Annotated in this window: 6 protein-coding genes and 3 pseudogenes; 3 read left to right on the top strand and 6 right to left on the bottom strand. The window is 37.9% G+C overall.

The window, feature by feature from the left end; all coding sequences use genetic code 11:
- Positions 1-56 precede the first annotated feature (56 nt).
- Positions 57-1216 (top strand): IS3 family transposase gene (locus F890_RS00165; protein ID WP_122365491.1). Its coding sequence is split into 2 segments (ribosomal slippage): positions 57-291 and positions 291-1216, totalling 1161 coding nucleotides; the frame shifts between segments, so codons are not numbered across the junction.
- A gap of 512 nt (positions 1217-1728) precedes the next feature.
- Here F890_RS00165 and F890_RS00160 read toward each other — a convergent pair.
- Positions 1729-3639 carry a bifunctional metallophosphatase/5'-nucleotidase gene (locus tag F890_RS00160; protein ID WP_005105082.1) on the bottom strand — a complete coding sequence of 637 codons (1911 nt, stop codon included), beginning with the start codon at positions 3637-3639 and terminating at the stop codon, positions 1729-1731.
- Positions 3640-3931: 292 nt separating this feature from the next.
- Positions 3932-6394, bottom strand: a complete 2463-nt coding sequence (locus F890_RS00155) for an ExeM/NucH family extracellular endonuclease (protein ID WP_374956223.1) — start codon at positions 6392-6394, stop codon at positions 3932-3934.
- A 393-nt stretch (positions 6395-6787) separates the two neighbouring features.
- Here F890_RS00155 and ppk1 point away from each other — a divergent pair, with 393 nt between their 5' ends.
- Positions 6788-8866: a polyphosphate kinase 1 gene (gene ppk1, locus F890_RS00150; protein ID WP_005105077.1), complete on the top strand. Its 2079-nt coding sequence runs from the start codon at positions 6788-6790 to the stop codon at positions 8864-8866.
- Between the two features lie 16 nt (positions 8867-8882).
- On the opposite strand, the pseudogene F890_RS19360 reads toward ppk1, so the two are convergent.
- Positions 8883-8972, bottom strand: a pseudogene (locus F890_RS19360) (IS982 family transposase); the annotation flags it as partial.
- 70 nt (positions 8973-9042) lie between these two features.
- Between F890_RS19360 and F890_RS19290 the strand changes: the two are divergent.
- Positions 9043-9255: pseudogene (locus F890_RS19290) on the top strand (hypothetical protein); the annotation flags it as partial.
- 44 nt (positions 9256-9299) lie between these two features.
- Here F890_RS19290 and F890_RS00145 read toward each other — a convergent pair.
- From F890_RS00145 to F890_RS17790, 3 genes and pseudogenes are all read right to left on the bottom strand, one after another.
- A complete protein-coding gene (locus F890_RS00145; protein WP_004280933.1) occupies positions 9300-11072 on the bottom strand; it encodes an alkaline phosphatase D family protein in 1773 nt (590 codons plus the stop codon).
- 108 nt (positions 11073-11180) lie between these two features.
- A pseudogene (locus tag F890_RS17795) lies at positions 11181-11336 on the bottom strand (IS982 family transposase); the annotation flags it as partial.
- A gap of 354 nt (positions 11337-11690) precedes the next feature.
- Positions 11691-12823, bottom strand: a protein-coding gene (locus F890_RS17790) for an IS3 family transposase (RefSeq protein WP_227548722.1) whose coding sequence is annotated in 2 segments (ribosomal slippage) — positions 11691-12571 and positions 12571-12823 — 1134 coding nt in all. Because the reading frame shifts where the segments join, the coding sequence is not laid out codon by codon here.
- Positions 12824-13078: the final 255 nt, after the last annotated feature.

Here is a 13078-nt window from a genome sequence, read left to right as displayed (position 1 = left end):
AATGGACAGCACTTCCCTCTAAAGATAACGTAACGTTAACTTTGGAGATACAAGAAATGGCTAAACGCTTTAGTCCAGAATTTAAACAGCAAGCAATTGATTATGCACTTTCAAACTCACACGAGTCTGTAGCTGCAGTCGCCCAGAAATTAGGTGTGGGTTATTCAACATTAGATAAATGGATTCGTGAAACCAATCCAGCAGGTTCAAGCAAACGTCAACTTTCACCAGAACAACAGCGGATCTTGGAATTAGAGAAAGAAGTCAAACAGCTCAGGGAAGCCAATGACATCTTAAAAAAAGCGCATGTGTACTTTCTGACAGATCATGCCAAGAAAAGTACACGGTAATTCAAGATCTAGCGGTGAATAGAGTCACTGTATCTTCTGTCTGTAAATGCTTGGGTGTCAGCACTTCAGGCTATTATGCCTGGCGAAAACGCCAGGCCAATACAGCGCAGAAATATAATGATTTAAAAGCCGCATATTGGCAGCATCATGCACGATTGGGTGCACCTTCATTGGTACATGACATGCATGATTTAGGTTACAGCATGAGTGAACGCACTGTTGGAAGAATGCTGAAAAAGCTGGGTTTACGCAGCAGGATTGCGCGTAAATACAAGCATACGACTGATTCAAACCATCGTTTGCCTACAGCACCCAATTTGTTAGAGCGTCAATTTACAGTCATTCAGCCTAACAAGGTTTGGACAACGGATATTACCTATATCTGTACCAAGCAAGGTTGGCTGTATTTATGTGTGATGCTGGATCTATTTAGTCGTCGTATTGTGGGGTGGCAAACCAGCCATCGAATAGACCGTCAATTGGTGTGTGATGCGTTTCATTATGCAATGGCTCGTCAGGGGTATCCAACGGGTGTCATGGTACATTCGGATCAAGGCTCACAGTACTGTAGTCGTGATTTTAGAACGCTATTATTAACGAATAACTGTATTCAAAGCATGTCACGCAGAGGGAACTGTTGGGATAATGCAGTGACCGAAAGCTTTTTTCATACATTGAAAGGTCATGTGGTACATGACAGTGTGTTTGCCACTCGAAAAGAGGCGAATGCTGTCTTGTTTGACTATATTGAGATTTATTACAATCGGGTCAGAAGGCATTCTGCAAATGGTTGGTTAAGCCCAGAAGCTTTTGAACAGAAATATTTTAAGAATTTAGAGGGATCGGTTGTCTACAATACTGTCTAGGATCATGTGTACCACCAATAAGAAAAGAAAAACCCCGCTCAATAACTTGACGGGGCTGTTAGTGCCGTAACAATTTCGGCTAGGGATTAGATATTTTTTTCAAGAAAAAAATCTGTTTAACTCTCCCAAATTAAACAGATCAATTTGCGCTGTATCACTAATTATTCAGTATTATTTATTTGCACTAAATATAAAATCAAATTATTTCACTATGATGAAAATAGTTTATTTGATTCTTAAATATCACTTAACGTCTTTCAAAAAATTACGACAAACCTTAGATTTTCCAGCAAAAACTATGTAATCAACTTCCATTGTACTATATAGACCAAATATACGCTTTACGAATCGGAATAGTTATTTCCCCTTTTAAATTAATTTGAATGAAAATTTAAAAAGTAATATTTCTCTAATCCATAGTTTTAAAAAAAAGAAGCTCAATGGAGCTTCTTTTTTTTAAAACTATGGATCGGTCTGAGCCAAAATTTTTATCTTTTATCAATAAATCCTTTTTATTCTTTATAATTTTGCGTGCTGTATTGCTCAACTGGCAATCGGGACAAGGCCTTTTGCCCTTTTTCACCAGGTAACCCTTCTACATACTGCAAAAATGCTTCTGCATAATCTAATCCCACATCTATACGACGCTCACCAGTAATGTCTTTAAAGCTTGTGTAAAAGTCCTGACCATCAGCCAGAAAGTTGATGGTAATTACTTGATAGGTCTGATTCATATTTAATGGCTGATATTGACCTTGTGCATTTCGAACCTTTAAATTGGATAAACGCTGACCCTTTGCCTTAGTTAAATCTACATCCCATTGTAGTCCACCCGCATATGGATAACTGCCTGTGTTATTACTCGTAACAGCATCCATGGCATCTTCCAGCACTGCTTTAATTTCTTGGCCAGTTGCATTTAATTGTACTAAGGTATTTTTGAATGGCAGCACTGTATAAATTTTCTCTACCGTAATATCACCTTGAGGCAGATCTACCCTTACCCCTCCTCCGTTTTGGATTGAAATATCTGCATTAAAATATTTTTTACCTTGCTGTAGAAATGCTTCGGCAACCAGCTGCTGTACATCACCCCCATGCTGATTAATAAAATCTGCTTTATTGCAGACATCACCTAAACTAGAACGTGATGTATCTTTGGTCATTCCTGGAACACGACGTAAGCATAAATTATCATTAGCAATGGCAACTTTTTCTTTGCCTAATAAGTTTTTAGCGACTTTATACGGTTCTAAAATACTTAAAGCTATAGCATCAGGCTGTACAATACGTAAGGAGTTACTATTTTCAATATCTCGCTTAATAGAATCTAGTTCCGTACTCATCAATGCTGGAGCATCTTTAGCTGTACGTTTAAAATCATCGCCAATCAATACATTGGCTTTTCCTGCACATGCTTCAATTTTACCATCGGCATCAAAGTTGACTTTGAGTTGTCCGACGACATAACTATATTGCCATGCCTGTACAACACAGACCTGATCACCATCTTTATTTTTTAATACAGTGGGATAGTCACCCTCTGGGCTTATACCGTAACTTTTAAGTTTCGCATCTGCCAGCAAGGTATGAGAATCTCCGCCAACAATGACATCAACGCCTGACAATTTAGTGGCTAAATCTTTTTCTAACCCGTACCCTAAATGAGATTGAACAATAATTTTATTGATGCCTTGCTGTTTTAGCTCATCAATATATTTTTGTGCAGTAACTACTTCATCATTAAATACAGTATCTTGATTTGGTCGAGAAGCATTTTTAGTTTTATTGGCAATCGTTAAACCAATTAAAGCAATTTTCTGCCCTTCTTTTTCCATAACTGTATAAGGTTTAACAAGGTTAGTTTGGTATAGTGCTGAAGTTTTTCCAAACTCGACATTTGCACTCAAGACTTGGGTTTTATTTTCACAATTACCTTTATCATTTAAGAATCCAATAAATTTTTTTAAGCCATCATCCGTATTATCGAATTCATGATTACCTAGCGTTAACGTATCGAAACAAACACTATTCATGAGATCTGCCTCTGCTTCACCTTCTTTCAAAGTAAAATAGAGGTCCCCAGTAATGGCATCACCTGAATGAATTTTTATTGGATTCTTCTCAGTGCTTGCCAAAGTATTCATCAACGCAGCAACGCGTGCAAAACCACCATTAGAGACTTGTATTTCTTCACGTTTACCCATCGAAGTTTCAAGCATTAATATAGTACTTTCCTCATCCAAATGTGAATGACTGTCATTAATATGTACTAAATTGACTTCCAGCGGTTTAGGAGGAATAACAGGCGTTATATTCGTATTTTCTTTACTATCATTATTACACCCAGTTAAAAACATACTAGAAACTAATAAACTGCATGTAAAACCCGAATACCTAGTTAGTTTATTATTAAAAGACATGACCACCCCACCTGATTATAATTTAAACAAACATCATGTAGGTCTGCTGTTTAAAATTCATGACATTCACTATTTTTTCTAATTGTTTTTTAACAAATGGTTAAGTTATCCCATTAGGGAACTTTTCATTTCATGCCCCAAGCTTAAATTATAAATTTTGAATAAGCATATGTTTGATTATTGCTTGGCTAATTTTTTAAGCACTCAATAAAATAAGGAGAAATATGAAATTTCCCCTTATAGATTAAATTTATTTCGTCAGTTTTCTTAATTTACAGTCGATGAACTCATATCAAAATTTACGTCTGCGTATCATGGAAACTAAAACGAGGCCCGTTAAGGTTAACATTGACCAGATCCCCATGCTGCCACCGCTTATTTTTCCTGTATCAGGATTACTCGATATATTTTCGTTTAAATCCATATCAACAATTACAGGATCATGATCGGAAGAACGGAATGCATCATCGCTATAGAATGCTGCAATTTGCTCATCTGTTTTATATTCTTCGTTATAGTCTAAGGCCGTCGGCTCATCAGCATTGATGTGCCAAGCAAAAGCGCGTTTCACCATTGGATATAAGTCTGCATCAGCAATTGCATGGTCTAGGTTTCCTGCGCCCCCATTGCCATTGGCATCACTTGCAACACCAAATACATAACTATAGGCTGTTTTACCTTGTCCAATTTTTTCGTCATTGAGCAAGACTTTATAATTGGCTTTTTCTAATGCTAAAATCGGATCTTCTTTAGCATAACTATTCATATCACCGACCAACAAATAATTTGGTTTAGCCACTTGTGTTGGATTTTTTGCAATCCACTGCATAAGTTCTTGTACTGCAGTTAAACGTGTTGCATTCCAGCAACCTTGACCATCACCCTGATCAGCATCGGCCAGAGTTTTATCGGTAGGACAACTGCCTTTCGACTTTAAGTGATTGGGTACTATCGTAAATATTTTTCCACCATTTACAGATTGGAAACTTTGCGCCATGGTGACACGGTTCTTTTCAGTCTGATCATCATAAACTGCAGGCTCACCTACAGGTTTTACGCGCTTACTGTTATAGATAATCGCAACTGCAATTGCATCTGTACCTAATTTTGTCATTTGGGTTGGAATGACATATTTCCAGTCTGCACCTAAGGCTTGCGATAAGTATGCCACTGCACTTTTATCATCAAAACCATTATTTGCGATTTCCATTAACCCATACACATCGGCATCAATTGTTTTTAAAGCACTGACAATTTTTTGATGTTGCTTCTTAAACTCAGTTTCTGAGCTTGCACCACGTTCTGTTGGGAAACCTTTTTCTGAACCATTATCATAATTTAAGACATTAAAAGCCGCAGCGCGAATTTGTTTAACATCTTTTGGAATCACCGTTGAAGGACGTAAATTAGTATCCTTGATAATTTCAGGTTGTACCTTCCCCTGTATCGGTTGAATTCGCCATGCATTAAAACGATATTCTAAAATCCCCTCAACATTTTTCAGTTCAGAACCTGTTCTTAATGTATTTATGGCATTGAAGTTTTGCGGAAGTAATGGTGTTCTATTTTGATTATTATAGCCATCATCCAAGATAATTTTAGAAAGCAGATTTTGCTGGGCTAATGCAACTGCTTCAGCAGATTTTGCAGGATATAGATTAGTTGGAATATACAAGCGACCTAAACTTAAAGATAGCTCACCATAACGACCGTAATTGTAATTTTCACTTATCGTTAAAGTTTGTGGGATTTTAACCAGCATCCCTTGATAGCGTTTAGGTACATTTCCTGCTATCTCCGTCAAACTGGTAAACGGTAAATTAAGTGCCTGTGCCGTGACTGTATTGGATGCTTGTGTATTACAGGTTTGAATATTTTGATCAAGTTGATCTATTTGGAGTTGGTTTTGATATGAGGTTAAACGACCTTTTAAAATAACCTCTTCACCTACTTTTCCTCCAGTGATTTTACTACTTGCAGGAAGATAGACAAAAATAGCATTACTTAAATTGGATTTGGCTTTACTATCGGGCGTTTGTATATAAAAACCAGAAAAACCATTGTCATAACGGTAGTCTGCGGTAATAACACCACGAACAACATATGGTTGATTTTCTGCGGCAGATTGTAGGTCCGCAATCGCCGTATCTGCTGTATTACAACTGATAGGAGTAACGGGGGAGGTTATAGGCGCGCTTGTATCTAAATACTGGGAAAACTCATTTCGATCAGACCATTTAGACCATTCGCTTTCTAACTCAAATGCTGTTGCAGGATCAATTGAAGTTACATTATTTGAAGTTTTAGTACGTGACAAACTATTTTGATAACTACTAAAACCCACTCCCCAACCAGTACCTGGATCCTCTCCCACACGACCAAAACGGTCTATTGGAGTACCTTTATAAAACAGGACCAAGGTATCATCTCCATTAAATGCAAGTCCTGCCACTTGATTGACTTTATTACCAATTACTGCCTGCAACTCTGTTCGACCAATAATGTATTTTGCTTTACTTGCCAATGAACCTTCTAATTGAAAAGTCGCAGATTTCGTGGTTGAACCATTAGTAAATTGTTGAATCTCATAATCAGCTAAGTTCACTGTTAAACTGTCAGGGTTATAGATTTCCAAACCCTTTTTATTAGATGTACCGTCTATATACTGACTAAACATTAATTGTGCATGTGCAGAAAACGAGCACCCCATAAGTATTAAACTTAAACTCAATATTTTTGGTTTTATATTCATAATGATTTTGAACAGTTGTTAAAATTCAAAATAGCTTAGTTTTTATACATGACATCACTATGAATAACTGATGACAGTTTTAGTGAAATCGCTTTTCTAGAATTTTTCTCATTAAGCCCCCAAGTTGTCCCGGTTTAAATCAACGTTGCCCCTTTTCTTCTAAATTCAGATAAAAGTCTGAATATTACCCAGATGAAATAACAATACAGTACGATGTCATAAATATGTCATGAAACAGTCACAGAATGCTTAGTTGAATAAAGTTTAATTCTTAGCCTTTCTACAGAATTAGTCATTTTTTTATTTACAAAGAGTCAATTAACCTCTTTCAAAGGCTTTAAAGAATTTTCTATTAGCTTCCTTCAGCGCTGCAATCTGACTTTATAAGAGCCATAAATGACTACCTTAAATGTGTCTTCAAACTCTTCATCACATCCGTTAAAAAAGTATATAAATAGAGAGCTCTCACTATTTGAGTTTCATAAGCGGGTGTTGGCACAGGCGAAAGATACTGAATACCCTTTACTTGAACGATTAAATTTTTTAATTATTTTTTCAAGTAATCTGGATGAGTTTTTTGAAATACGAGTTGCCAGTTTAATGCAACAAATTGAACTTTCAGATCATGCTAGAGCTCGTCCAGATAACTCACTCCTCTCAGATATAGTCACCACCATTTCCAAACTTGCACACGAAGCTGTCGAAGAACAGTATAAAATACTTAATTATAATCTCTTACCACAACTGCAAGGACATGGTGTTCATTTCATTCAGTATGGTGACATCCTCGAAAAACATAAAGAATGGATTAAGGACTATTTCCATAATGAAGTTCGACCTGTGGTCACACCTATCAGTTTAGATCCAGCCCACCCCTTTCCTCGGCTAGTGAATAAAAGTCTAAATTTCATTGTAACCCTAGAAGGTAAAGATGCATTTGGACGAAAAATTGATTTGGCGATTGTTCCCGCACCACGATCATTACCTAGATTAGTAAAGTTACCTAATAGTATTTCTGGCGAGGATGAACACTACATTCTACTTTCAGCCATTATTCAGCAACATCTTCATGAGTTATTTCCAGGGGTAACCACCACTGGATGTTATCAATTTCGGGTCACACGTAATGCAGATTTAACTATCTCAGAAGATGTTGAAGACTTAGCAATTGCCTTAAAAGATGAACTATCCTCACGGCGCTTTGGTCGGGCTGTAAGACTTGAGGTGACTAAAAATTGCCCTGAAAATATTATTGATTATTTACTTGGACAATTTGATCTTAAGCAAGAGCAACTCTATCGTATTGACGGCCCGCTTAATCTGGCGCGCTTTATATCGAACTTCAATTTGCCAGAGTTACGTTTTCCTCCCCATGTACAAAAATTACCGAAAGTGTTGTATGGGAAAAAATCCATATTTGAGGTATTAAAAACCGGAGATGTTTTATTACATCACCCTTTTCACTCTTTCGCTCCGGTCATTAAGCTACTGAAAGAGGCAGCCCATGATCCACATGTGTTAGCCATAAAACAAACCCTTTATCGGAGTGGTGTACATTCTGAAATTGTGCAAGTCCTTGCTGAAGCGGCACGAAATGGTAAGGAAGTCACAGCAGTGATTGAATTACGTGCTCGCTTTGATGAAGAGTCAAATATCGAAGTTGCCAATCTATTACAAGAAGCTGGGGCGGTTGTTGTATATGGGATCGTTGGCTATAAAACCCACGCCAAAATGATTCTGATCGTGCGTCGTGAAATAGACAAAATTAAACGTTATGTTCATTTAGGCACAGGTAACTATCATGCAATGAATGCCAAAATCTATACTGATTATGGACTACTGACCAGTGATGCTGATATTTGTGAAGATGTCCATAAAGTCTTTCAGGAGCTCACAGGCATGGGGAAAATGGTCAAATTGAAAAAACTTTTTCATGCACCATTTACTCTGCATTCTCAATTGATTGAACTCATCGAAACTGAAACTGAAAATAGCAAAGCAGGCAAAAAAGCGCAGATTATTATTAAAGTAAATGCCTTAACTGAACCTCAACTAATTGATGCCCTATATAGGGCATCTAAAGCGGGCGTTCAAATCGATTTGATTGTCCGTTCAATTTGCTGCTTACGCCCACAAGTGAAAGGGCTTTCTGAAAATATTCGAGTCCGCTCAATTGTGGGACGTTTTTTAGAACATACCCGGGTTTATTATTTTTACCATCAGGGCGAAAACAAGCTTTATTGCGCCAGTGCAGATTGGATGGGGCGTAATTTATTCTCTCGCATCGAGACCTGTTTCCCAATCGAAGATAAAAAACTTCGTAAACAAATTCTGCAAGATGGCTTAATGAATTATCTTCAAGATAACCGCCGTGCATGGGAGCTTCAAGCAGATGGAACATGGATTCAATGTACACCAAGTTTGGATAAGCCCATGTATATCGCACAACAGCACTTATTAAACCATACATCTTAATTAACCCGAATCCTGTTTAAGCCACTGATTCTATAATTAGAATTTTTGGCTTATTTTGATGGGTGAGTTGATATGCACATAACAATGCGTAAATCCCCAAATTAAAATCCGCGGAATCAGGGACAAAGCCAAGCTCTTAATTCCTTGGGCCTTGGCTGCCATGATTTTTGTTCCCATTACATAAAATCTGTTTTTGGGCTTATAAAAAACCTGCCTGCTACGACTAAAATTACGTTTTTATTCAAGCCATGATCCTCGGTATGCCGAACTAAAACAGCAATTAATTCACTTTGCCGGATTATATACGCGGCTACTAAAATATGAGCATCAGTATTGCAAATACGATCAAACATCTGGATATTGATAGCTATAGGGATGAAATGTTATAAAAAAATATCCGGGCATTGGCCCGGATATTTAAACTCTAAGCAGCTTAGGCAGTTTGCTTTAACGGTTTGATTTCATTTAATTCATGATCTAATTGAAGCTGATACGCACGGCTTTGATCAACCTGATAACTACGATTCTGGATGCTATCGATAAAAATCCAGTTCGCCTGTACCTGATCCGGGGTAAATGCAACACTCAAGTATCCGCGTTGATTCAAATTACAATAATTCAGCTCATCAATTAGCGTAGTAAATGCCATTTCAAATTCCTGTAACTGGGCTAAGGGAATCTGCAAATACTTCTCCATACCCGGTGATGAAACTGAACTGGTCGCTAGTTCTACCCCGACTGTACTGCCGGCTTGATCTCTCAAAGTGGAGTTCCAGGCATTATGGGTATCTCCTGCAAGTACAATCAGTTTTTTATTCAGCTGTTTACAAGCCGTATAAATCACCTCACGCTCCACGACGTACCCATCCCAGGCATCAAGATTATAAGGCACAACAGTCAGTATTCTGGCTAATTCTGCCTTTGTCAAAGTTGGATCATTTTGCAGATAGCGTATTTTTAGGCCTACCAGTTCTGTCAGCATCTGACGCACTTGTAGCAACACATCTGCAGTGGCCTGACCACTGGTGATCTGCCCCAAAACAGCCAGAATTTCGGCCGGAATTAGCATCTTGCTCATCAGCACCTGCTGACCCAGCACATTCCAGACGGCATTCGATTGGCTGAGTTGTTTCAGTATCCATTCACGTTGTGTATGTCCTAACAAGGTACGCGTCGGATTGAGCAAATCTGTCTGAAATTTATTGGCATCTAGTCCTGTCGCGGTAAGATAGTCAGCATATTGCAATTGCTTGTTACGCGCCAAAATACGAGTATCCAGCATATTCAGCTGAACCAGATCACCAAAATTAAACTGGCGATAAATATTCAAATGATCTGTTTCAGACACTGGACGAATCGGCATCCATTCAAAATAGGCCTGCAAAGCAGCCAGCTTACGTGCAAAAAAATCACCTTCTGAAACATCATGATTTTCCGCACCCTGCTCCCAGGTATCATTGGTCAGCTCATGATCATCCCAGACCACAATAAATGGATGACGCTGATGTGCTGCTTGTAAGTCCGCATCAGTTCGATACAAGGCATAACGCTTGCGGTAGTCTTCCAGTTTAATGATTTCCTCAGCATTATCTGCAGCCAGACTTCGGCCTAATGCTGCAGCCTGTTCAGTCGCATAACCACCCATCCCGTACTCATAAATGTAATCCCCTAAATGAATCACCACATCTAGGTCTTGCTGGGCAATTTCCTGATAGATATGAAAATATCCGGCTGGATAATTGGAACATGAACAAACGGCAAATTGCACCAGCTTGCTTTGCGTGGCTAAAGTTTTGGTTTGACCGACAGATGAATATACCGATGCACACTTAAAACGGTAAAAATAAGTTTGCCCTGCCGATAGACGATCCGCATCGACTTTAACCGTGAAATCTTGCGACCGACTGGTTTCAACTTGTCCTGTATTGATTATCTGGCGAAAATCCTGATCGGCAGCAATTTCCCACTGCACCTGATAACGCAGGTTTTCATCTTCCGGACTTAAGCGTGTCCATAGAATTATCCGATCCTGTAAGGGATCACCACTGGCCACCCCATGTTTAAAAGCGACTTTAGGATGTGCCTGAGCTTGATCTGAAGCATCCTCATCACTGCCACAAGCGGTCAAAGATATGGGTAAAGACAAAGCACCGAAGCCTGCAATGGAGGTCTTAAGCAGTTCACGTCTGGATATTTTTTTAGTCATAACAGCTTGCTATTGTGGGTTTTTTATTCTTTTTTAATCCAGTTCGATGACATTAATATCTCTAAATTATGACATTTCTATGAAGCCTAATTTTTCCAAGTCCTAAATATACCAAATGACGATAAAACTAATTTCTGAGAGGCTGAGTTGGGCTATTCGAATTCTTATAGACTGATGACTTTATTTAGAAAATTTCCAATAAGTTGCTTCAAATTTCAGAAAGAAATCATCAATTACGCAGAATAATTCGTTACTATTGAACATCGGGGCTAAAGCTTTAGGTTTGGTAACTCAACTGATGGCTCTAGTCCTCTTATTTTTCAAGTTTATTTCTTATCCGCGATTCGGGTTAATTAACCTGGGGTGATTACTCCATAAGCTATTAGCCCTTAAATGCGCTTTGTACTTTAATCTAATCTCAATAATTAAAGATTAGATTAAAAGAACCCCAAATTAAATGGTTGAAAGATATGAGTGATATCAGCGTAAAAAAAGTCAATAAATTAATTGAAGAGTTTGAACAAGAAGGAAATAAGGTAGACCGATTGGAGATAGGTAGAGGTGGTCCCACTTGTTTGAACAACTAAAAGCTTATTTATAAGTGATATTCTGCTCTAGTTAAGCTACCTTATTTTGTTGTGGTAGCTGGTCATAGTAAAACTCATCTGGAGTCATTTTGTCCAGACTCGAATGAGGTCGTTTCAAATTATAAAATTCAAAATATGCGTTTAATTGCTTCTTCGCATCCAAAACATTGCTGTAGGCTTTGAGATAAACCTCCTCATATTTAACGCTGCGCCATAATCGTTCAATCATCACATTATCGACCCAACGACCTTTACCGTCCATGCTGATTTGGATGTCATTTGATTTTAACACTTCAATAAACGCATCACTGGTAAATTGACTGCCTTGGTCTGTATTAAAGATTTCAGGTCGACCATATTTTTCAATAGCTTCATTTAATGTTTCTATACAAAATGCAACCTCCATACTAATCGATACGCTATGGGCAAGCACCTTACGGCTGTACCAATCAATCACAGCACATAAGTAGACAAAGCCTTTTGCCATAGGGATATATGTTATATCCGTTGCCCACACTTGATTACTCCGTTGAATATTCAATCCTTTGAGCAGATATGGATATTTACGGTGAGCTTGATTGGCCTGACTTAGATTTGGTTTACGATATAACGCATTAATGCCCATTTTTTTCATTAAAGTACGTGTATGACGTCGTCCTATATGATGTCCTTGACGGTTCAATAAATCACGCATCATACGGCTACCTGCAAAAGGGTATTGCATATGTAATTCATCAATACAGCGCATCAGCTTCAGATCTGATGCACTCACAGGTTTTGGGCGATAGTAATAACAACCACGGGAGACTTTCAGTAGCTTAGCTTGCTTAGATACTGAAATCTGAAGTGAGTCGTCGATTAACTTTTGTGGTTGAAGCGGCCCAGTTTCTTCAACACACCTTCTAAAAAATCAATTTCTAATGCCTGCTCACCGATTTTTGCATGTAGTTTTTTTAGATCAATGGGTGGTTCTGCTGGAGCTTTTGATTGATCGAAGGCTTGCGAGGAAGCCGAAATCAATTGATTTTTCCAGTCAATAATTTGGTTTTGATGAACATCAAATTCAGCACTCAATTCAGCAAGTGTTTTTTCTGCTTTAATCGCAGCAAGTGCTACCTTAGCTTTAAAGTCATTTGAATGATTTCTTCTTGGTCTACGTGTCATAAAATACTCCATATATTGATGTTTATAACATCATTTGGGGAGCAAAATATCACTTATAGGTGTTGTTCAAATTTCCTGATCCACCTCTAACATCATAATAGAAACATGATATTTTTTGCCAACTCACAAATATAGCTAACTAATAGTGAGTATCTAATCGAGCAGGAAAATTTGAAACTTTCAATAATAAATAAACTTTAAAAAAAAGAAAAAAATGATTCCTCCTGCCATTTTCAAAAACTCCAAATATACGTA

Origin of the sequence: Acinetobacter sp. CIP 64.7 (genome assembly GCF_000369745.1) — a bacterium.
In the GTDB taxonomy this organism is placed as follows: domain Bacteria; phylum Pseudomonadota; class Gammaproteobacteria; order Pseudomonadales; family Moraxellaceae; genus Acinetobacter; species Acinetobacter fasciculus.
This window is presented reverse-complemented; position numbering and strand designations above follow the sequence as displayed.

What these genes read in the sequence shown, in the direction of transcription:
- F890_RS00160 (WP_005105082.1), bottom strand. Translation starts at nt 3,639, where the DNA reads ATGTCTTTTAATAATAAACTAACTAGGTATTCGGGTTTTACATGCAGT.
- ppk1 (WP_005105077.1), top strand. Translation starts at nt 6,788, where the DNA reads ATGACTACCTTAAATGTGTCTTCAAACTCTTCATCACATCCGTTAAAA.
- F890_RS00145 (WP_004280933.1), bottom strand. Translation starts at nt 11,072, where the DNA reads ATGACTAAAAAAATATCCAGACGTGAACTGCTTAAGACCTCCATTGCA.